Origin of the sequence: Bacillus yapensis (genome assembly GCF_005280205.1) — a bacterium.
GTDB classification, from domain to species: domain Bacteria; phylum Bacillota; class Bacilli; order Bacillales; family Cytobacillaceae; genus Robertmurraya; species Robertmurraya yapensis.
The window spans coordinates 241,164-263,482 of record NZ_SUND01000002.1 but is presented as its reverse complement, the minus strand read 5'-3'; the positions used below and the strand labels follow the sequence as shown (position 1 = coordinate 263,482).

The following is a 22,319-nucleotide window of genomic DNA, read 5'->3' as shown; positions in this document are numbered from 1 at the left end:
CTAACACTTCCTTTTAACGCTTACAGTCCGATTATATTAGAATTTTCCATTCAATTAAACCATTGTTTGACAATACGAAAAAAAGCTGCCACCAGGACAGCTTTCTTAACTAGAATGTTTATTCTTTTCTATCTCAATAATCCTCTCCATCGCGCGATCCGCAATCGCTTTGTAGCCATCTGCATTCAGATGGAGCTTATCTTGGAAATATTCCATCTTCGGCTTATTTTGAAACAAATCTAATGTTGGTACGAAGTAAGTATCTTTAAATAAGTTCGTCGCATTGACCATCTCATGATTCCACAGTTCAATAATATCCAATATTTCATGTTGGTTCTCAAATTCTGTGTATGGATGATACAACCCAAAAACATAAATTTGCGCAAGCGAATTTTCACTTCGCAGCTCACCTAGTATTTTCTGTAAATTATCGAAAAAGATCGTTTTCCCTTTCATCATATTGTTAGTAAGAAGCTTATCTCCCGCAGGCTTTATCCATTTTCTAAAATCATTTGTTCCGATATAGAGAAAAATATAATTAGCCTTCCTAACATCGTCTTGTATTTTCGTATCCTCAAGCTTTTCTAATATATTTTCACTTGTCAGCCGTGGCACTCCATAGTTTTTCACAAATACAGGCAAGCCCTCTTTTTCCTCAAGCTGGTTTTTCACTCTTTCAACATAGCCCATTTTCTTTGAATCGCCCGTCCCGTATGTAATCGAATCCCCTAAAGCGACTACATTGATCTCTCGAGAAGCTGACATAGACCATGAATATGTCCCAAACACAATTGTTATAAGAATGATAAAAAAGAAATAATTTTTCATAGAAAAAACTCCTAACCTTTGCTAGTTAGGAGTGTTCCCATTTGTAACTAATTCAATGTATGTTTTATTCCTTTTGTCCGAAATTCGCCACATACTTTTTCGGTAAAGAGAGCCTTAATTCAATCAACGGCTGGGCAATTTTTCGAATAAATTTACTCGATAAAAACGCAATCAGTAAGATTGATAAGAGTAGCAGCACAATGATTTGTTCTGATTCACTTAGAACATTTTCTAATCCACTGTTTCTAAAGTATTTTACAAAGAAACCGTGTAGAAGATAGACGTAAAGCGAACTTGTACCCCATTTTGTAAAGAAATAGTGTTTTCTCGGAACTAATGCTAAGAAACTAAGCGTCGCAAGGGATGTAACGGCGTAAACGCCTAAACGAATTGTTCCAGCATTAAGTCCGGCTTCATCCAATTCCCCATATGGCTTTGAACCAAACAGCCATTTGTATTCGAAGTCCGGAAGTAGATAAACAGCAGCAAATATTGATAACAATGCGAACAACGACAAATACTTAAACTTTACTGCCTTCACTTTTTCAAAATGTTCCTTCTTCAAGTAGTATCCGATTAAGAAGAAAGGAAAGAAGACGAACGTACGTGATAAGCTTAAGAAACTGTTAATCTCATCAAAATACCCAACAATGACACCTAAGGCTACAGTGATGATCAGTGAAATGCCAGCTTTCCATTTCGTGAAAACAAACAGCATGAGATTCCAACAAAATAAGCTTATCAGGAACCATAGGGACCATTGCGGTACAAATGGGTCTAATACAATCCCATCATTTTCCTGGATAAAATTGTAGTAAACTGCGTATATCCCTTGAAAAATTAAATACGGAATGATTAATTTCTTCGTGATCTTCTTGACATACCCTTTTTTGTGAATGCCTTTTGCAAAAAATCCTGAGATTAAGATAAATGCAGGCATATGAAATGTATAAATTGTTGTGTATATGGTGTAGATAAATTTATCCTCTTGAATGTACGATTGGATTAAATGGCCAAATACAACGAAAAAAATCAGAAAAAATTTCGCGTTATCATAGTAAGCTTCTCGTTTTTCCATGATTCAACCTCCCAACAACTTTTATAGACTACCATACCCCATTTCTATACGTCTATAACTTTCGAGAGGTTGTATTCTCTTTATGTTCTTTTTAATAAAACTGTAATATAGCTGTAATTTCCTAACATTTTCATAACATATTTCCGTTCCTTAAAATATATCAACATAATAAATTCAAATTCCATTGCGTTCAGTTATAATGTTATTGAAGAATTTATTTTAAAATAAGGATGATACATATGGCCAAAAAAATCGATGTACCAAAAATCCCTGCTCATTTAGCTCCAGTAAACTTTGAGGAAATTTTCAATCCAGATGATCCATATATTGAAGACTGTCTTATCTCGAATTGTACAATTGAACTAGAAAATTTGGATAAGATTAGGTTTTCGCAAGTCATCTTTCAAAACGTAACCTTTAACAACGTCTCTTCTAGAAAAATCGATTTAACTGATGTTATTTTTGACCATTGTGATTTATCAAACGCTGACCTCATGGAGGCAGTAATTCACCGGACAGAATTTAAGAACTGCAAATTATTAGGAGTGAATTTAGCGGAGGCAACCTTCGCGAATGTCTTATTCGAAAATTGTAATTTGAATCTAAGTTCGTTTGGCTATAGCAGCTTCAAACAAGGGGTTTTCAATAACAGCATTCTCAGAAATGCAGACTTCTATGAATGTAAATTCAATAAAATAGACTTTCAGGAATGTGATTTGAATGATGCGAATTTCTCTCGCACTGCATTAAAAGGAACTGACATTAGTAGTTCTACTTTTCAAACCATTCAAGTTGAATTAAACGATCTACCTGGCTGCATTGTGAACTCTGAACAAGCAATTGGATTTGCGATGATGCTTGGCCTCACAATTAAAGATTAATCTTGTTAAATTTTTCCACACCAATTGTCTATTCCCCTCCTTCCAATATTTCATAAAATATTGAAACGACATGGAAGGAGGAGTCCTGTTGTTTCGATATTTCTTATCTTTGTGCATCGTCTTTTTGACTATTATGATAGTCAGTACAAGCCATGTTTCAAGTCACGTAGTTGCTGCAAATGAATCCCCTCCCCAATCTAAACACTGCTCGCATTGTGATTTATTTCAAGAAACCGAAGCTTATTTGGAATGTACGAAAGACTCAGACAGAGATGATAATGAGATTCTAATCATTCAACATTCGGGTTTCACTGATTACTTCTATTTCCTACTCAAATATCTTTACTAGATTTTTTTCACATAATTTAAATCATTCCATACCAATATGATCTAAAAAAAGCTTGGAGGATTCTCTCCAAGCTTTCGATTATTATTAGTTTACATAATTATATTATTGTAAAATCATGATGAAAAATGTCTAAAATTTAGCCCATTTAAATCGATCCAGTCGAACCGCCATCGACAAGAATAGACTGACCTGTTTTGTAAGTATAGGCTTCTGATGCCAGGAACACCATGGTTTTGGCAAACTCCACTGGCTCTCCATATCTGCCAAGTGGAATTGTGTTTTCACCCTAACTCCATTTTACCCCTCTTCTTTAGAATGAAATATATTCTCAATTTTAACCTACTACTTAATTTCTTGAAAGAATGATGGTAAAATAGTATTGGTGATTTTAATCACAATAAGTAACGCTATCGAATGTTATATTAGTGCTATAAATGCAGACTGCAGAGAAATTTTAACGAAAAGGACCTTTCAACGTCATGAATGAAAATTTAAGTTCAAACGAACTTCCCAAACGTCCGTTATCCAAAATTATTGGAGCAACGGTTAAAACAGGTATCATTAAATCTAACTTAATCCCGATGTTTGCTGGATTAACTCTCGCTCTATACACCTATCAAAAAGATTTAGTGGAAAGTTACCCCAATATCGTCTATGCTCTACTTGGTTCGACGCTAGTGATTGCTGCTGCAGGAGCCTTTAATAATCTATACGATCGGGATATTGACTCGGTTATGAAGAGAACGAAGAATCGCCCAACCGTAACGGGAGAAATTTCAGCGAAGACCGTACTTATTTTAAGCATTCTTATGACGGTTGTTGGAGTTGGAATTCTCGCCTTAGCCACTCCTCTTGCTGGCTTACTAGGTTTTCTCGGCGTGTTTTTTTATGTCGTACCTTATACAATGTGGTCAAAACGAAGAACCATTTGGAATACTGAAATAGGCAGTATTTCTGGAGCTATGCCACCACTAATCGGTTGGGCTGCCATTCAACCGGATATTACTCACCCTGCAATTATTGGATTATTTTTTGTCACAGTTATTTGGCAAATGCCTCACTTTTATGCGATTGCGATTCGCAGTCACGAAGACTATGAAGCTGCTAAAGTTCCAATGCTTCCCGTCGTTAAAGGGGTCAAAAGAACATATATCCAGACGAACGTCTATCTTGTCATCATGATTTTGATGAGCTTTCTGTTCGGGACATTGAGTATCGGCCTTATGCTAGTGGCTCTGATTTTGAGCATCGGTTGGCTTGTTTTAAATATATACGGCTCGAAAAAAATGGAGCCAAGTAAATGGGCAAAGTCGATGTTTATTTATTCTCTTGTCCACATGACCGTTTTATTTTCAACGGTGATTATTTATTCTTTAATGGGGATATTCTTTTTCTCATAAGAAACGAATAAAGTTGTCAGTAATAGTAAAAAGGTAACTTACCTTGGAGAAAACATCAAACATCACTTTACTAATATTAATTGATTTCAGAATCAATTTACACTCAAAAACGGCCTGGATAGCCCTATGTTGACAAAAGGTATTGAGAGTTCACTCCTCTCGGTGCCTTTTGTGATTTTTGGATGGAATTGCGTATAGATTCCGTTGCTTTACGTTCCGGGCACCTGCTTTCCGGGGGGCGTGAGCCGAGCTGTAAGGCGCTAGCGCCAGTAAGTCTCGCCTATCACGCTACTCCCCCAGGAGTCAAGCACCCTCCGCTCCAATCAACTAGTTCGGCTCAACTTAAGCAGTTTTGTTTTTCATAATAATCGTTTATTGAATAAAAAGACCCCAAATATTGAGGTCTCCGTTATTTTAATTCGATTCTATCACTTGGTTTTTGGACTTACTTTTGAACAGGGTTAATACCCACCATACTAATAAGAACAAATAACCCATAACAGTAAAGATAGACCAAACTGCACCACGTTGCAGTTGACTAAATAAGTGTTCTAATTCATTCATTCCTTCTACTCTACCAATGCTGTTTATCAGGCTAATTATTGGAACCGTAAAAGTAAAAACAATGGCTAAAACGGACAATCTCCTATGCCTATTTTTTACAACACTGATTATTGCAGTTCCTAACGTGGACAAGAAAAACAAATAATATAATGCCCAAAACCAATCAGGAAGAGTCTCCCACATATTTTCTACCCCCTTAATTGAAAAAGCAAACAACAAGGCATTTATTACTACTGTTTCTAGCTTCCTTAATTATAATTTCATCTCCACTGCTTCCACATTTTTATGGCGTTATCTTTTAATGTGGATATGAGTGTTTTTTCTCCTCTTGCTGCTTTTTGTTTATTCCATTCGTTAGAACTGGCTACTCCTATCAAGATTGAACCGGCAATGAGTAAGTATGCCCACCATGGAAGGTTTCCCCAGTATGGTCTGGTTTGCAGGAATACATTTAGCAATAGGACCGCTGAACCGACGAAGAAATACGATTTTATTTTTAGGAAAACACCTGCAAGTAAAGAAACTAAGGACAAGCCTCCGACAATTAATGCATCGTAAATGGTTGACGTTTCCAGGCCATCAAAAACGAGCACTCCTGATACCACAAGCAAAATGCCCCACTGCAAATAAGTTATAATCTCTTCGTATTTTCCTTTTAGACAAAATTGTAAATAAATCAAAAGCATGATAAATGGTAAAACATAAGCCTCTTTTACTAAAAGTGGATGTATTGAAAGCTCGCCAAGCAAAGCGTAATAAGGCTGCAGTAAGTACGCACCTGCTAAAAATGTCGGTATCCATTGGAGTTCCACAGATACTCTTCTTCTTTGGAGCCATAATGTTAGTACAATTAACAAGCCTGGAAGTAACTTTGACCATATCGTTGGTTGATCGAACCCATACATCGTCCCAAAGAAGAAAACGGCTATCAACGTATAGGAATCAACCGAGAACGACACTTCTCCTTCATGTTGCTCGAACAACTGACGGTAACACCATTTTCCTGCAATGAGAAAGGCAATTCCTAGTCCCGCTAGAATCCATAGTTCATGAATTGATGAAAATGGCTCATAGATTAAATATTGTATGGCACCCATATAAATAAATAGGTTTGGTAGTATCGCTAGGAAATCCCACTTACTTCGGTGTAGAATCAGCAATAATCCGATTGAATACACCACAGTTACTACGAACGGGATTATTTTGTATGGATACATATTTAAAAAGGCAAGCATCCCTAATAAAGAAAATGCCACAAGGTAGTAAATAGTTCGCTTTTTATAAGAAGCATTTGCAAACAGCCAAAATCCTGTTATAACAACACTTGTTAAAAGAAATGCATACTCTCCATCAAGATTTTCGACATATTCAATCGCCGTTGCAAATATGGCAAAAACCATCGTAAAGGCACTATAGAGGAATACCTTTCGTATCCATTCTTTTTCGACCAGCTTCGTACTTAAGGAATAGAGAATTAGACCGATAAGAAAGCTCCATACTGATTCCTTTCCGAAAATAAACAGTGTTAGCAATAAAGCAATCGGCATGTAGACATGGCCAACAAAAGCAAACGCCTGATAATAATGCTTTTCACGATTTCTCATAAAGAACGCTACTGCCAATAGTATAATAGCTCCGCCGATAAGATGCAGTCGACCAAGCTCCCCTCCTGAGCTTAAAATCGTAAAATAAGCCATCAAGGATATGCCGCTTACTACATACGTTACGTACTTTATTTTTATAATCCGATAAAGCCAACTATATATTAGGATGCCTCCGATGAAGATCAGTGGACGTACCCACTCCCCATTGATCGAGAGGAATATGGCAGCTATTAGTCCTAAAGTATAGAGTCCTTGAGCAACATAAAAGCTGTTTCTTTTTAATTGTTGTTTTTTAAAAGCAACATACGCAACAATCAGAGCAATACTCGCTAGAATACAATGAGTCGCAACTCCTAGCTCATTCTCGTAAAAGGGCCAGAGCCCTCTCAACTCCTCAGCAAACGAAGTAACTGCCAAACCAAGTGATATAGGGAGAAGCCATTCTGCGAACGGTATAAAATCAGCACGTGTTTCTTTTTCAAGACTCAAATACGCACAAACACTGATAAGTAGCAGCATAACAGCAAGTTCCCACCAATCGTACATGGTGAAAGCAATAAATATCGATAAGAACATATAGGCCCAACCAACGTCTCTCGCAGGCTGCTTAATGCCCTCAAGGAGTCTCCCCTTCGCGTATACACCAATTCCAGCAAAAAGAATGAACCCGATCAAGAACACATATAGCACAATTGGCCGTAGTTCTATTTCTTGATTGATGAGAAGCATCCCTTCAAATAAAGCTACTGATAAAAAGACAGCAGTTAGATAACGAAATAGAATTTTTTTCGTCGTATTGCTCAAATATAAAAAGTTCCCCGCAATCACAACATAGGCGATCATTAAAACAATAGATGCTTCTCCCCAATTTATCGTGATGGCCTGAAGTGTAATAAAAAGAAAAGCACATCCAGAGACGACACTGCTTGTATAGGTGAAAATCTTTTTCCACGGATAATCGTCATCAAGTGCCCTCGGTACAATGAGAAAAATGAATCCAATGCACGCGAATAACAAAGGACTTAAATCATTGGGTACCGTATTTTCAATAAGCTGGTAGGCACCATACACAAGCATAGCGCTGAAAACAAAGTGAAATTCTTTTCTTCCACTTACATAAACCATCGATAAATAGATAACAGCCGTTAATATCATATTGAATCCTAAGTACGCATGAGAATTGAAAAGAACAAGCATGAGTAAAGTTGTTAGGATTAAATTAAACTGAGCATAATAAACAAATTCATTTGTGAAAATCCTCTGTTTCTCAAATCCTTTTACGCGGTGATACAAGAAAATTAAAACCGCTTGGAACAGCATCATTCCAAGAAAGAAGCTATCCTCTCCTAATTTGAATGACGCAAGCAGAAATCCCATTGCGATTGTAAGTGTTATGTAAGAAAACCAGACGAATAATCTGGACTTTAATTTGTTCGCCAAAAGAGCATAGACCGGTAGGATCAAAATGCTGCTAATGAACCCAAAGAGATAACGTCCTTCTCCATAAATGGACAAGTAAGTCCCAGCTAGTTCGAACCAGCCAATTGACAATAAGAAAATAGGTAAAAACAAGCTTGCCAGAACGATAAAAGCAAAAGCTGTCTTATCAATTTTGAGGATTCTTTTCGATACAAAGGCAATGCCGTAAAACAAAATGGAGATTAATCCTATTGCACCAGCCTTCGTCAGACTCGACATTGTCGCCCAATTGCTCGTGGCCACATAGAGTCCACCAATTAACAGGAGAATAACCCCTAGGTTTAGGAGCCAAGTAATGTTTCTCTCTCTGATTTGTTCTTCCGTTTTTTTGACTTTTTCAGGTATTTTAAGCTGTGGTTTCAGCTTCTTTTCTGTTGGTGCCTGTACTAGTTCAGCCGTCGCCCGATTTTGTTGTTCCTTTTCTTCTAAGTCATCATAGTACTGATGGTGTGCTTTTGTAACCCCTTCGTACACACTTGAGGTAATATAGTTTGCTCTTTCAAGTTGTACTAATTCTTGTTGAACAATGCGTTTTCTCTCATCTCTTGATAGCGGCTGCAAGAAATCCCCCTACCTTCTCTTTGTATTTTTAGTGTAATTTTACACCATTAAGGAGAAATTTCAATATATTTTGGGAAAATTTTCTTTTAACGAAGTCTATTTTATTTCTCTGATACCAATAGGACTAAGGTCGAGTGGTGTAAAAGATTCATAGTTCCCGCTGAAATGAAAACTCAAACCACTTGGTCACTATAAACGCTTTATAATTACCATCCTTCCGAAAATGGACTACTTATGGGCATTATGAACGCTTCATAGTTACCCTCACACTGAAAATCATCAACGATCAGGCATTATGAAGCCTTCATAGTTACCGCCACCATGATTATCAACAGCGCACCGGCATTATAAACCGAAACCACTAATACTTCTTCCCCCTCCAAAAAAAGGATGAAACCACAAAGGATTCCATCCATAAAATCTATTTAGTTTCAATATAATCCAGGCTATCCTTCAATAACAGACTTCCCTCTCCCATCGAAAAGAGATGGAGCTCATGCATCGCTCTGGTACAAGCCGTATATAAAAGTCTTCTTTCACTTTCTCTTTGATACTTATCGACATTATACAATAGCACTGAATCAAATTCGATTCCCTTTGCGAGATAGCTGGGTATCACTAAAATGCCAGTCTCAAAAGCTATCGTCCCTTTTTCGATTAATCGAACGGGAACCTCTGATTTCAAGTGCGCATATACTTCTGCACTTTCTTTTGCAGTCTTACAAATAATTGCCACCGTTTGGTAAGTGGATGATTGTTCTTTAATCGTTTCAACAATTTTTCGTAATAAGGCCTCTCGACCAGAAGAAATCGTGGTAATGGTCGGCATTTGTCCGTCACGATTAAACGCTTCGATCATACCTCCATCCTTCAAAATAGACTTTGTGAATTCCACTATCGGTTTTGTTGAACGATAACTTCTTGTAAGGATAATCCGCTCCTCGTCATCCTGCATTTCCGCTGGTAAAAATGATTCAGCTTCATCAGAATGAGAGTAGATTCCTTGATTAATATCCCCCAATAGGGTCATTTTGCTATAAGGAAAAAGCTCCTGCAAATAGGTAATTTGAAAAGGTGTGTAATCCTGCGCCTCATCGATAAACAAATGTCGTATAGAGGAACGAGTAATAGATCCTTCAATCTTATCCTTTAAATAAACAAACGGAGTTGCATCCTCATATGAGATTTCTTCGTTCTCAATTCTGCTTATTGTATGTTCACCCACACTAGACCATTCGGTCCCAAGCGTATGAAACAGATTTTTATAGATAGTTGGATAATCAATAAACGCTAACCTCTTCACTTGTTTCATAATCGGTTTAAAATAGCGGCTAACGACGATTTCTGCTAAAAGCTTTTCCTCATAGACAAAATCATCAAAGGATTCTTCATCACCTTTACGCTTAGACTCGAGCTTTTGGAAAGCTTCTAAGAAATCTTCTTTGTCTAAAAACTGTGCTTCTTCTTTAACCCAATCTTTTCTCCGCTCCATCTTCTTCTTTTTTCTTAATTCCTTAACGACCCAATCCTTTAAATCCTCAATTCGATTACGAATAGAGATGTCCTTATCAAAGGAATAAAATTGTTCCTTAATGGTCTCAGATGAAAGAAGGATTTCACTTCTCAATGTAATGCTCTTAAACTCAAGCCCATCATGACCTAAATCCTCAATATATTGGTCCATAATCTTTTTAAAATCCAGGCTCGATTTTAAGCGAATACTGTCCACTCTTGTTTTATATTCCTCAGTATCTTGGCTATTCAATAAATACTCAAGCTGTGTAAAGGAATCCTCAAGTTCCAGTCCCCGACCTATCCGATTACTTAAGTACTCAAGAAAAGTGGTTTGTGCCATATTTTCTTCGCCCAGTTCAGGAAGTACGGTAGAAACATAACTATTGAACAATGGATTCGGCGAGAACAGCATAATATTTTGCGAAGATAGAGTTTTCCGGTGTCTGTACAGTAAATACGCCACGCGCTGTAGGGCAGCCGAAGTTTTGCCACTACCTGCAACACCTTGAACGATTAAATATTTGCTTTTCTCATTTCGAATGATTTGGTTTTGCTCTTTTTGAATCGTCGCCACAATGGTTTTCATTTGTGCATCGGCATTTTTTCCGAGTACTTTCTGCAAGAGCTCGTCACCAATCGTCACACCTGTATCAAACATACCCTCGATTGTACCATTACGAATAATAAATTGACGTTTAAGCGTCATTTCCCCATCGATCATTCCGCTCGGTGTTTCATATTTAGCAGGACCAGGTGGATAATCATAATAAAGACTAGATATCGGCGCACGCCAATCATAGATTAGAAAATTTTCTTCATTTTGGTCCATGAAAGAGGCGATTCCAATGTATATCGATTCATTCATTTCTCCTTCTTCAGTAAAATCAACACGACCAAAGTAGGGAGAACCTTTCAATCTAAAAAGTGTGCGGATTTGCTTATCGAGTTGTTTTTCATTTCTTTCTCTTTCCGATAAAAGTTCAACTTGCTGTCTAATGCTCCAAAATGTTTCTTCGAAGTCATCTGGCTCGTCGATGTTCACCGTCACATCATTCCAAAATGTTTTTCGTATTTCATGAGCATCTGAACTAACTTTAACTGCTTGTTGGGAAAGTTTATCGATCGTTATTTGAATTTCTTGAGCTATATCCTGTACCCGTTCTTGTTCGAGATTCTTTTCTAATTGTTCCTCACTCATGAAATCACACCCCTTTTTATTTATGGTCCGAAAAATCATTTTTTTAAATCCTATTCCCTTGACATAATTATTTATTTATGTTAATGTTATTATAGGATATTTATATTTAACTAAACTTAAACTTTCAGACCATCTTTCATTCTAGCACCCTGTAGCTAGAAATGCAAGATGGTTTTTTCATTGTTTCAGGAGAGATTTCTCTTTTTACACAATTATCTCGAGGGGCTTGTGTTCGTTAACCTTGTTTATATTCATAAATTCTAGCTGTTACCGCTTCCTTAAACTCTTGAGTGATTTTTGGAGGATTGGATTTAATCAGAGGCTTGATTATTTTTGCCAGATTTCCTGTCGGCTGAAGATCAAGCGTAGCGTTAACAAAGGTTCGATCGCTTTTCAATTTTTTCGCTTCTATACTTCCATGACCCGTAAAACCTTCATTTAACCCATTGACTTGAAAGGTCATGCTTCTTGGCGGGGTCAAACTCAGAATCTCCAATTCAAATTCAAACTTCTTCTTTATAATTCCTAAATCGGTCGTATATACCCAGTTTGATTTTTTACTACTAATCACTTCATGGCTTACATAACCAGGCACAATTGGCGCCCAATGGCTGAAATCCTGTAAGAAATCCCAAACCCAATTAATCGGTGCATCAATAATCATGCTGTATAACTTTGCCAACTATACCCTCTCCTCTTTTAGAAGATCTTCCCCGTAATAAAGAGTATTCGGCAAATTTTTTTAAAATGATAAGGACAAATTAAAAAGGAAGATATTGTTTTCTTCCTTTTTTTATACCTTATAAATTATTCAGGACCAGAGTTAAGCGTTTATTTCGAGTTTCTCTTTCATCTTCCGTTGCTAAATCATATTTTTTCAATAAGTGAAAGACATCATTCAGAATTTCTTGCGTATGTTCCGCATCGAAAAAATCGGAGAACGATGCCTTCACATCTTCCGGTAAAAAGTCCGCTTGAGACTCATATTTATTTTTCACATCTTCGATGGTGTGGTCAATCTTACATTCGCTCATGAACAAAACCTCCTTACTCTCATTTTAGCGATTTGCAAAAGATGAAGCAATTATACGTTTTTTCTTAAAATTCGCCCTAATGAAGTGGTATTATATATAGGAACATACAGATATGAAAGGAGTCAACCCATGACATACCCAAATACAAAGCAAACGATGGACCTGTTAAAAGAGCTTGTATCGATTCCAAGCCCTACAGGAAACACCAATGAAGTCATTACATACGTTGAGAACTTTTTAAAAGAATTACAGGTGGATACCTATCGGAACCGAAAAGGTGGTCTCATTGCTACACTTCAAGGTACTGATACTTCTAAGCACCGGATGCTTACAGCTCACGTCGATACATTAGGTGCAATCGTCAAAGAAATTAAACCAAGCGGACGTCTAAAACTGGATCTTATAGGTGGTTTCAAATTTAACTCCATTGAAGGGGAATACTGCCAGATTGAAACAAGTTCAGGCAATAAATACACCGGAACCATCTTAATGCACCAAACGTCTGTCCATGTCTATAAGGATGCTGGAAAAGCAGAACGAAACCAGGATAATATGGAAGTTCGTTTGGATGAGGTTGTTAAAAATGCTGAAGATGTACGTACACTCGGTATCGAAGTGGGCGATTTTGTCTCCTTTGCACCACGAGTGGAAATCACGCCAAGCGGTTTTATTAAATCTAGACATCTTGATGACAAAGCAAGTGTTGCGATCCTGCTTCAATTGATTAAGCAACTGAAGACAGAAAACATTACTTTGCCTTACACAACTCATTTCTTGATTTCAAATAATGAAGAAATCGGCTACGGTGGAAATTCCAATATCACACCTGAAACGATCGAATATTTAGCTGTCGATATGGGCGCAATGGGAGATGGTCAATCTACCGATGAATACACAGTTTCCATTTGCGTGAAGGATGCGAGCGGCCCATATCATTACGGGCTAAGAAAACATCTTGTCCAGTTAGCTGAGGAAAATGGAATTGAGTATAAGCTCGATATTTATCCGTACTACGGTTCTGATGCATCGGCTGCTATTCGCTCTGGACATGATATCGTTCACGGACTAATCGGACCTGGTATCGATTCTTCTCATGCTTTCGAACGGACGCATGAATCTTCAATTACAAATACAGCGAAGCTTTTACATCATTATGTACTTTCGGAAATGTTTTTATAATTAAAATAGAAATGGCGCGCAAACATTTACTCGTTTGCACGCCATTTTTTTTAAATCATTTCGGACGATGACGCAAGAAGTTTTCAGAAGCAAACCCGCGAACCTCTTCCTCGCTAAAGTGTTTAAGCAACTCATTGATTAGGTTTTGTGTTTCCCCTGCATGGGCAAGACCAGGAATTTTTGCATCAATCCCATCAAAGTCTGAACCGAGACCAATCTGCTTAACTCCACCTAATGCACATAGATGATCGATATGCCTTATAAGATCCTGGATTGTTGCATTCCCATCCTTTTTCACAAAAGGTGGATGATAGACAACATGAACCATACCTCCACGTTCAAACATCGCTCTTGCCTGAGAGTCTGATAGATTACGCGGATGGTCACAATGATGTTTTGTATTAGAATGACTAGCCATTGGATAGCGAGCTAGCTCCATCACATCCCAGAAGGCCCTTTCACTCAAATGAGACACATCTGTTATAATTTGCCTGTCATTATTGAAACGGACGATTTCTTTTCCAAAACTCGTCAAACCTGCACCTCTTGCCTCTAGTGCCCCATCAGCAGCAAGATTCGCACTATTCCACGTTAATCCCACCAACCGAACGCCTAATTCATATAAAATATGAAGTTTAGAAATGTCATTGCCGATTGGCTCGACTCCTTCTAATGTGAGAATCGCTCCAATCTCATCTTCTTTTAACTTATCGAGTTCAGACCAATCCTTAATATGCTTGATCTCTTCGTTTTTTTGTACAATCTCTTCGTGAAAGAGCTTCACATGCTCAAGAGCGACATCAAATTGATGTAATGTGTTGATGGATGGATCGACCCAGACGGCGAAAGCCTGTACTTTCACCTTCCCCTTTTTCATTCGAACCTTGTTTGTATCAATTACTGGCGCATCTACAAATGATGCCTTTCCCTTAGACTCCCATAGCTTCAATAAGGCGTCACAGTGCATATCAATAATATTCACAGGCTCACTCCAATACTACGCTTGATTTTGCTTATATACCTGGTATTGAGAATAGAGCTTGTTCGTAATTTCTCCAGGTACTCCATTGCCAATCTTTTGACTGTCTACTTTAACGATCGGGAGAATCTCAATTGAAGTATTCGACATAAATACTTCGTCTGCCTGTAAAAGTTCCTCAGGCGAATAATTTTTTTCGACAAACGGGATATTCAGTTCCTCAGCAGCTTGTTTCACTGCAATTCTCGTGATCCCTGCAAGGATATGATTACTTAGAGGTGTTGTGATAATCTCACCATTTTTCACGATATACACATTCGAACTCGTTCCTTCAGTAATATATCCATCCCTCACGAGAATCGCTTCAAAGGACCCTTGATCCTGAGCCACTTGTTTCGCCAAGATATTGGGTAAAAGGTTAAGTGACTTTATGTAGCATTTCGCCCATCTTTCATCCTCATGCGTGATCGCTGAGACCCCTTGTTCTCGAATTTCCACAGGCGTTGGCTCCGATTCATTTAATGTCATCGTAATCGACACAGGCACATTAGGAAATGGATGATTTCTTGGTGCGATTCCTCTCGTAATTTGCAAATACACTTTTCCAAAAACCAATTGAGCTTTTTCAACACCTGTTAGAATCAGCTCTTGAAAATCTGTAAATGTTTGTGTGATTGGTAATTTAATAGCCTCACAGCTACGAATCAATCTTTCAATGTGCTCATCGAGCATAAAGGGCTTTCCGTTATAGCAATGTATGACTTCGTATACCCCATCTCCGAACTGATGCCCTCTTTCCTCTATTGGAATCACAAGCTCATCTAAGCTTACAAATTTCCCATTTACATATCCCAATCCCATTTCTTCACAGCCCCTTTTTGTAATTTTCGTATAGTACTAAAATACGCTTTTTCGCCAAAAACATCCATAGAAAAATGAGACCATTTTGAAAGTTTGTGTTATTTATCGAAACCAGCCCTTGCTTTTAATCCAAAGGAACATGGAGACGCCGATTACCGCCATCAAGCCAGTCGCAAAGAAATAACCATACTTCCAGCCCAGTTCAGGCATATATTCAAAGTTCATTCCATAGATACCAGCGATAAACGTAAGTGGAGCAAAGATGGACGTCATAATCGTTAATACCTTCATTACATTATTCGTTTGATATGCGTTAAGCGATAAATAATTATCTCTTATATCAGCGGTCACTTCTCGATTGGACGAGACCATATCTGAGAGTTTCAATAGATGATCATAAATATCGGAAAAATACGCACTTCTTTTTGTAATCCCCTGCAAATGGCGGGAACTTAACATGCGATATAGCAAATCCCGCATTGGATTAACCGTATGTCCAAACTGAAGTAATAAATGACGAATGTAAAATAGCTCATCCATCAGCTTATTCATTGATTCGTTACCTGGATTATCTTCAATTTTATCAAGCTGATCTTCAATTTTATAAATAACCGGGAAGTAATTATCCACGACATTATCTAAGAGCTGATGAAAGACATAGCTTGGATCCCATTTGCCCCCCTTTGTTTGAGCACTTAACTTTTCCCAAACTTGATGGACTTCTAGTGCTGGGAGCAGATGAAAAGTAACAATATAATTTTCCCCTACGAAAAAATTCAACTCTTCCTTAATCAATTCCCTTTCTTCTTCACGTACGATATGTGTGACAAAAAAAGTGTGGTCCTCATAATAATCCAGTTTTGGCCGTTGTAGGCGATGAATGCAATCTTCAATTGCAAGAGGATGAAAATGAAATGTTTCATCCAAATGTTTTATTTCTTCTTCAGTCGGCTGATTAAAATCAACCCAAAACCATTTGTAATTTGAAAAATTTACGTTTTGGATGGAAAGATCTTTTTCGATCTTATCGTCCTTCGTAATCCCGATGATATTAATCATAAAATAGCACCTTTCTTCTATTTCCAATCTTCTTTATATTTCCATCTACCATTAATTATATGAGAGATTTGTTTCCGTTCAGGAATAAAACAGGTATTTTCCGATTGCATATCGTATATATAAGTATCGGATCATTAAAAATGAAAGGAGTTCTCTTATGATACCTTTTGTCATTATTATTGTTTCCATATTGATAGCAAGAGAATTATTCCGTATGTATTTCAAAAGGAACTGGGTGTTGATTCATACAGCCTTTGGTGCCGAAGAATATTTCCAAATCCTTTCTCGTTTAAAAAGTCAGGGAGTCAAATTCAAAGTTGAAACCCCTTTTCGCGGGTTTGATAGTCGCATGGACCGCAATCTTGATAAAATGCAATATGATATTTATGTTAAAAAAGAGATGGAGAATCTAGCAGCAAGTGCTATACACAAGTCTATGTAGTACTACTGCTTCGCAAATTCGAGTTTTGAATCACTACATAAAACAGATTTCCTATTAGAGTCTCTTTGTGTAGCTCTCCTGAAGACGTTCCTCAATCTCTGTAGCTGATGTGAACTTTGAATGGGCAAAAAGAATTTCGGAAGCTGTTGGTAAATCATCTTTTTCCAACCACATTTGCGGCTCCCAAAGCTTCGAGCGTTTAAATGCTTTCGCACAATGAATGAAACACTCCTCTACTTCTACACGAATTCCAACGATTGGAGCTTTTCCTCTAGCTGCCATCTTTTCTAGAATATTCGCATTTTTAGTAATAGAAGCTTTCCCATTGACCCTTAAAGTTTCACCAAGCCCCGGTATGAAAAATATAAGTCCAACCCTTGGATTTTTAAGGATATTCCGTAGTGTGTCCATTCTTTTGTTCCCTGGTCTTTCAGGTATGACTAAACGGTGTTCATTTTCAATATAAATAAATCCAGGCTCATCACCTCTCGGTGAGACGTCACAATTTCCGAAATCATCCGAAGAAGAGATTACGAGAAATGGAGATTTAGCAATAAATTTTTGGCAATGTTCATCTAAGGCTGAAATGACCTTTCTTTTTACCAACTCACTAGGATAACCCATTAATTCATGTAGTTCCTCTTCCGTAGTAATGATATCCTTCATCCTAAATTCCCCTTTCAAGCTTTTATTTGGTTTTTGATTTGCTGACTTTCACGGTAAAACCCTTTTTGCACTCCATCTCTCTACCGCGCTGAATCTCTTTAAAAATGCTTCTGCTTATTTATTCGTGTTGTGCTAATTTTTCGCCTTTTGAGCCCGTCATGTTGTTTATCCTTTATACTGTCAACTCCAAGTTTGATTGAGCTTGTCTGAATAAAATTGAATTGCCCTTTTATAAAGTAATACATCTTCATTGTTCGTCGTTTCTACTAAACTTGTTAAAAGTAATTCCATTGCCTTCTCATGTTCATTTAGATTATACAATGTCATAGCATAAAAGACTTTTAATGCATGATTGCCAGGGAACACTTCCATCCCTTTCTCAAATACCGCTTTAGAATCCAGATATTTCCCAATAGTACGATAAGTGCTCCCTAGACCTAAATATGCCCCCTCTAAATCTTCCCCAGTCAACCCTTGAGCAATAGCAGATTCATAGTAAGGAACTGCTTCTAACTCTTTTCCTAATCGATCAAAGCTCCATGCACATAGGTATTGAATTTGGGGCTCATGCGGAAACTCCTTCACCAGTTCGACCATTAACTGATTCCATTCCTCATTTTTACCTTGGTCGCGTAATTCGATGGCGTAGTTCAGTTTAGAATCCATTTGATACCACCTCCAGAAAGTTCTGATAAAAACAGTGTAACACGATAACCGTCGTCGACAACTAATTAATGCGAAAGGTCTGATAAAGGTGGGTGTTGTATTTATTTTTATTAAATTGACAAGTAGGAGGAAAATTTCCGGCTATATAAAGAAATTCACCTATATCCCTATAAATAAGAGGAATTTGTCCGGTTAAGCTATATAGTTCCATTATTTTAAGGCTATATTAGTTCATTTAGCGGATCATCTCCGCCTATTTCACTTAATATCCATTAATTTTCCATAATAAACGAATTTTCTCCGGTTAAGTGGGTACAACCCAGCGAAAATCAAAAAACAACAATTAACAATAACAGAGACAAAAGAAAAAAGCCTGAGAGTCTTCTCCCAAGCTTTGAATCTGTTAATTTTGTGTTTGTTTTTGACGACCGAAAATTTCAGCTTCTAATCTTTTCCCAGTTGGAGTTGCCGCTAAGCCACCCTTCGCGGTTTCGCGCAGTGCTGTTGGCATTGTTTGTCCGATCAAATACATCGAATGAATGACTTCATCACATGGAATTCGGCTCTTAATTCCAGCAAGTGCCATATCTGCCGCTGTAATCGCATTCGATGCCCCCATTGCATTTCTCTTTACACAAGGTACCTCAACAAGACCAGCAACTGGGTCACATACTAGCCCTAGCATGTTCTTTAATGTGATGGCCATTGCTTCCGCACATTGACTTGGAGTCCCACCTGCCAACTCGACAATTGCAGCTGCAGCCATCCCACTAGCAGAGCCAACCTCTGCCTGACATCCACCAGCTGCTCCTGAAATAGAAGCATTATTAGCGACTACAAAGCCAAACGCTGCTGACGTAAATAAGAATTCAATCATTTCCATACGTGTTGGATTCAGTTTCTCTTTTACTGCAAATAACGTCCCTGGTACTACACCGGCAGAACCAGCCGTTGGTGTTGCACAAATTATTCCCATTGCAGCATTTACTTCATTTGTCGCCATCGCTTTACTAACAGCATCAAGCAGTAAATTTCCCCCAAGAGATTTTCCGCTTTTTATATAATTTTGCAACAGGACAGCATCTCCACCTGTTAGACCAGATACGGAGACAACTCCCTTTAAGCCACGTTCTACCGCTTGCTCCATGACTGTTAAATTGCGATCCATTTTAGCAATAATTTCTTCTCGTGTTAAACCTGTTACTTCGATCTCCTGTTGGATCATAACTTCTGCAATCTTCACCTGTTTGCTTTCAGCAAGCTCAACAAGTTCAGCTACACTACGAAATACCATCTATCTTCAATCCCTTCAAACCTTATTCCACCATCTTGATAATTTGCGTCACATTTGGAAGTCCTTCGATTTCTTTTAAAACAGCATCGTCTAATTTTTGATCAACTTCGATGACCATCATCGCCATTTTCCCTTTTTCTTTACGAGAAACTTCCATATGACTAATATTTATCTCATTATTTGCCATTACGGTTGTTACAGCTGACACAACACCAAATTGATCATTGTGAACAACTAAGATTGCTGCATTCTCACCAGATAGCTTCAATTTAAATGAGTTAAGCTCTGTAATTTCAATGGTTCCTCCCCCAATTGAAACCCCTACGACCTCAAGCTCCTTCTCATCATCTAATAACTGAAGACGGACTGTATTTGGATGCTCTGTTACAGTGCTCTCAATCACAAACTCCACTTCCATATTAGCCTCTTTTGCTAATTGTAAGGCTTGCGGAATTCGTTGATCAAATGTATCAAAATCAAGCAGTCCCCCTGCAATGGCTAAGTCAGTGCCATGCCCTTTATAGGTTTCTGCGAAAGATCCATATAAGTGTACTATCGCCTTTTTTGGCTGATGTCCAAATAATGTTCTTGCTACGCGGCCGATTCTAGCTGCTCCAGCAGTATGAGAACTAGATGGTCCAATCATTACCGGACCAATAATATCAAAAGCCGATCTATATTTCATACGTATACTCCTTCATCACAAAAAATAAATGCTAAAACTACAGAAATATCAACAACATCATATCACAGATTGACACTTTCTTCGTGCATTTTAGTTTCCTAGAAAAGAAATATTATTTCCATCTCATTATACGTTCCTATTTTCGAAAAAGTTTGTATCTTAAACCAAAAAGAGAATGTTGATAAGTCTCTTCTCCAGGTACTTATCAATGATTGTGAAATTTCCTTTTCCTATTGTATAATAGGACAATAACTATAGATAAGTGGAAAGGCTGATAAAGATTGGAAAATTCTTCAAATTTCATTAGAAGTATTATGAAGGAGGATTTAGAAGCTGGTAAACACGATAAAATCGTTACTCGATTCCCTCCAGAGCCAAATGGCTATTTACATATTGGTCACGCCAAATCAATTGTAATCAACTTTGGTTTAGCAGATGACTTTAACGGATTAACAAATTTACGTTTTGATGATACAAACCCTTTAAAAGAAGACCAAGAATATGTTGACGCAATTAAAGAAGACGTTAAGTGGCTTGGATATGATTGGGACGAGCTTCGTTTTGCCTCCGATTATTTCGAAGTTATGTACGAAAAGGCAGTTCTATTAATTAAAAAGGGAAAAGCCTATGTTGACGATCTTACAGCCGAGCAAATTCGCGAATACCGTGGAACTTTGACTGAGCCAGGAAAAGAAAGTCCATACCGTAACCGTTCTGTTGAAGAGAATCTCGAATTATTTGAGCGTATGCGTAATGGGGAATTTGCTAACGGAGAGAAAGTTCTTCGTGCAAAAATAGATATGTCCTCCCCTAACATTAACTTGCGTGATCCTGTAATTTATCGAATTTCACACGCAACTCATCATAATACAGGTGACAAATGGTGTATCTACCCAATGTACGCATTCGCTCACCCATTAGAGGATGCAATTGAGGATGTAACCCATTCACTATGTACAGTCGAATTTGAAGATCAACGTCCATTTTACGACTGGGTAATTGCAGAATGTGAAACTGAAAGCAAGCCACGCCAAATTGAATTTGGTCGTTTAAATGTGGAAAACGCCGTCACAAGTAAGCGTAAATTAAAGCAACTAGTCGATGAGAAGTTCGTTGATGGCTGGGACGACCCACGCATGCCAACAATTTCCGGACTACGCCGTAGAGGATTTACACCTGAAGCAATTCGTGAATTTGTTAAAGCAACTGGTGTATCAAAAGGCTCTGGTGTAGTAGATTCAGCAATGGTAGAACATTTCGTTCGTGAAGATTTAAAGCTAAAGGCACCTCGTACGATGGGAATTTTACGTCCTTTAAAGGTTGTTATCACGAACTATCCTGAAGATCAAGTGGAAATGCTTGATGCTGAAAACAATCCCGAAAATGAAGAGATGGGTGTTCGTCAAATTCCATTCTCTCGTGAAATCTATATTGAGCAGGATGACTTCATGGAGGATCCTCCGAAGAAATATTTCCGCTTATTCCCTGGTAATGAGGTTCGTTTGAAACATGCTTATTTTATTAAGTGTGAGGACGTCATCAAGGACGAGAACGGAAACGTAGTTGAGATCCATTGCACGTATGACCCTGAGACAAAGAGCGGCACTGGTTTTACTGGCCGTAAAGTAAAAGGTACACTTCACTGGGTAGATGCGAAACACGCTGTACCTGCAGAGTTCCGTTTATATGAACCTCTTATTTTAGATAATGAAGAAGAAGCGGCAGACGGTGAAGAAAAAACATTCCTTGATAACATCAATCCTAATTCTTTAGAGATTGTTCAAGGTTTTGTGGAGCCAAACATGAAAGATGTTAAGCCACAGGAAAAGTTCCAATTCTTCCGCCATGGCTATTTCAACGTTGATCCAAAATACACAACACCTGAAAAACCAGTGTTTAACCTAATCGTATCATTAAAAAGTTCATTCAAATTATAAACATGAGGGCCTAAACGAATTGATCGTTTAGGCCCTTGTAATGTTCACTCCACATGGACA

The 22,319-nt window shown here is 37.9% G+C and carries 19 protein-coding genes and 1 pseudogene; 5 read left to right on the top strand and 15 right to left on the bottom strand.

The genetic code is table 11. The annotated features are described in order from the left end of the window. Nucleotides 1-105 precede the first annotated feature (105 nt). Together FAR12_RS03630 and FAR12_RS03625 are read right to left on the bottom strand one after the other, a co-directional pair. Nucleotides 106-828 (bottom strand): GDSL-type esterase/lipase family protein, encoded by a 723-nt coding sequence (locus FAR12_RS03630; RefSeq protein ID WP_126406365.1) that lies wholly within the window; start codon nt 826-828, stop codon nt 106-108. A 64-nt stretch (nt 829-892) separates the two neighbouring features. Further along, a complete protein-coding gene (locus FAR12_RS03625) occupies nt 893-1,906 on the bottom strand; it encodes an acyltransferase family protein (RefSeq protein ID WP_126406362.1) in 1,014 nt (337 codons plus the stop codon). A 239-nt stretch (nt 1,907-2,145) separates the two neighbouring features. Here FAR12_RS03625 and FAR12_RS03620 point away from each other — a divergent pair, with 239 nt between their 5' ends. Further along, entirely contained in the window at nt 2,146-2,787 is a 642-nt protein-coding gene (locus tag FAR12_RS03620; protein WP_126406360.1) for a pentapeptide repeat-containing protein, read from the top strand. 494 nt (nt 2,788-3,281) lie between these two features. On the opposite strand, the pseudogene FAR12_RS03615 reads toward FAR12_RS03620, so the two are convergent. Further along, a pseudogene (locus FAR12_RS03615) lies at nt 3,282-3,419 on the bottom strand (SDR family oxidoreductase); the annotation flags it as partial. A 196-nt stretch (nt 3,420-3,615) separates the two neighbouring features. Between FAR12_RS03615 and cyoE the strand changes: the two are divergent. After that, nucleotides 3,616-4,536 (top strand): heme o synthase, encoded by a 921-nt coding sequence (gene cyoE, locus FAR12_RS03610; RefSeq protein WP_126406357.1) that lies wholly within the window; start codon nt 3,616-3,618, stop codon nt 4,534-4,536. A 414-nt stretch (nt 4,537-4,950) separates the two neighbouring features. Here the strand turns inward: cyoE and FAR12_RS03605 are convergent, their stop codons facing one another. From FAR12_RS03605 to FAR12_RS03585, 5 genes are all read right to left on the bottom strand, one after another. Further along, nucleotides 4,951-5,283 carry a hypothetical protein gene (locus tag FAR12_RS03605; protein ID WP_126406354.1) on the bottom strand — a complete coding sequence of 111 codons (333 nt, stop codon included), beginning with the start codon at nt 5,281-5,283 and terminating at the stop codon, nt 4,951-4,953. 77 nt (nt 5,284-5,360) lie between these two features. Further along, nucleotides 5,361-8,744 carry a hypothetical protein gene (locus FAR12_RS03600; RefSeq protein ID WP_126406350.1) on the bottom strand — a complete coding sequence of 1,128 codons (3,384 nt, stop codon included), beginning with the start codon at nt 8,742-8,744 and terminating at the stop codon, nt 5,361-5,363. A 421-nt stretch (nt 8,745-9,165) separates the two neighbouring features. Continuing rightward, the gene (gene helD, locus FAR12_RS03595; protein ID WP_126406345.1) at nt 9,166-11,457 is read right to left on the bottom strand and encodes an RNA polymerase recycling motor HelD; all 2,292 of its coding nucleotides are present in this window, start codon (nt 11,455-11,457) and stop codon (nt 9,166-9,168) included. Between the two features lie 235 nt (nt 11,458-11,692). Further along, entirely contained in the window at nt 11,693-12,139 is a 447-nt protein-coding gene (locus tag FAR12_RS03590) for an SRPBCC family protein (RefSeq protein WP_126406342.1), read from the bottom strand. Between the two features lie 118 nt (nt 12,140-12,257). Further along, a complete protein-coding gene (locus FAR12_RS03585; protein WP_126406339.1) occupies nt 12,258-12,491 on the bottom strand; it encodes a group-specific protein in 234 nt (77 codons plus the stop codon). Between the two features lie 129 nt (nt 12,492-12,620). On the opposite strand from FAR12_RS03585, the gene FAR12_RS03580 reads away from it, so the two are divergent. Continuing rightward, entirely contained in the window at nt 12,621-13,670 is a 1,050-nt protein-coding gene (locus FAR12_RS03580; protein ID WP_126406336.1) for a M42 family metallopeptidase, read from the top strand. A gap of 55 nt (nt 13,671-13,725) precedes the next feature. Here FAR12_RS03580 and FAR12_RS03575 read toward each other — a convergent pair whose 3' ends face one another. From FAR12_RS03575 to corA, 3 genes are all read right to left on the bottom strand, one after another. Then, nucleotides 13,726-14,652, bottom strand: coding sequence for a dipeptidase (locus FAR12_RS03575; protein ID WP_126406333.1), 927 nt, complete (start codon nt 14,650-14,652; stop codon nt 13,726-13,728). A 15-nt stretch (nt 14,653-14,667) separates the two neighbouring features. Continuing rightward, complete coding sequence (dat, locus tag FAR12_RS03570; RefSeq protein ID WP_126406330.1) at nt 14,668-15,510, bottom strand: D-amino-acid transaminase; 843 nt, start codon at nt 15,508-15,510, stop codon at nt 14,668-14,670. 102 nt (nt 15,511-15,612) lie between these two features. After that, on the bottom strand, nt 15,613-16,569 hold the full coding sequence (gene corA / locus FAR12_RS03565) for a magnesium/cobalt transporter CorA (RefSeq protein ID WP_126406326.1): 957 nt from the start codon (nt 16,567-16,569) through the stop codon (nt 15,613-15,615). A gap of 157 nt (nt 16,570-16,726) precedes the next feature. On the opposite strand from corA, the gene FAR12_RS03560 reads away from it, so the two are divergent. After that, nucleotides 16,727-17,011: a hypothetical protein gene (locus FAR12_RS03560; protein ID WP_126406323.1), complete on the top strand. Its 285-nt coding sequence runs from the start codon at nt 16,727-16,729 to the stop codon at nt 17,009-17,011. Nucleotides 17,012-17,065: 54 nt separating this feature from the next. Here the strand turns inward: FAR12_RS03560 and FAR12_RS03555 are convergent, their stop codons facing one another. From FAR12_RS03555 to sdaAB, 4 genes are all read right to left on the bottom strand, one after another. Further along, nucleotides 17,066-17,677: a pyridoxamine 5'-phosphate oxidase family protein gene (locus FAR12_RS03555; RefSeq protein WP_126406320.1), complete on the bottom strand. Its 612-nt coding sequence runs from the start codon at nt 17,675-17,677 to the stop codon at nt 17,066-17,068. A 180-nt stretch (nt 17,678-17,857) separates the two neighbouring features. Beyond that, complete coding sequence (locus FAR12_RS03550; protein ID WP_126406318.1) at nt 17,858-18,343, bottom strand: tetratricopeptide repeat protein; 486 nt, start codon at nt 18,341-18,343, stop codon at nt 17,858-17,860. A 403-nt stretch (nt 18,344-18,746) separates the two neighbouring features. Continuing rightward, entirely contained in the window at nt 18,747-19,637 is an 891-nt protein-coding gene (gene sdaAA / locus FAR12_RS03545) for an L-serine ammonia-lyase, iron-sulfur-dependent, subunit alpha (protein ID WP_126406315.1), read from the bottom strand. A gap of 22 nt (nt 19,638-19,659) precedes the next feature. After that, nucleotides 19,660-20,322: an L-serine ammonia-lyase, iron-sulfur-dependent subunit beta gene (gene sdaAB / locus FAR12_RS03540; RefSeq protein ID WP_126406312.1), complete on the bottom strand. Its 663-nt coding sequence runs from the start codon at nt 20,320-20,322 to the stop codon at nt 19,660-19,662. Nucleotides 20,323-20,603: 281 nt separating this feature from the next. Here sdaAB and FAR12_RS03535 point away from each other — a divergent pair, with 281 nt between their 5' ends. Further along, the gene (locus tag FAR12_RS03535) at nt 20,604-22,259 is read left to right on the top strand and encodes a glutamine--tRNA ligase/YqeY domain fusion protein (RefSeq protein WP_126406307.1); all 1,656 of its coding nucleotides are present in this window, start codon (nt 20,604-20,606) and stop codon (nt 22,257-22,259) included. Nucleotides 22,260-22,319 lie beyond the last annotated feature (60 nt).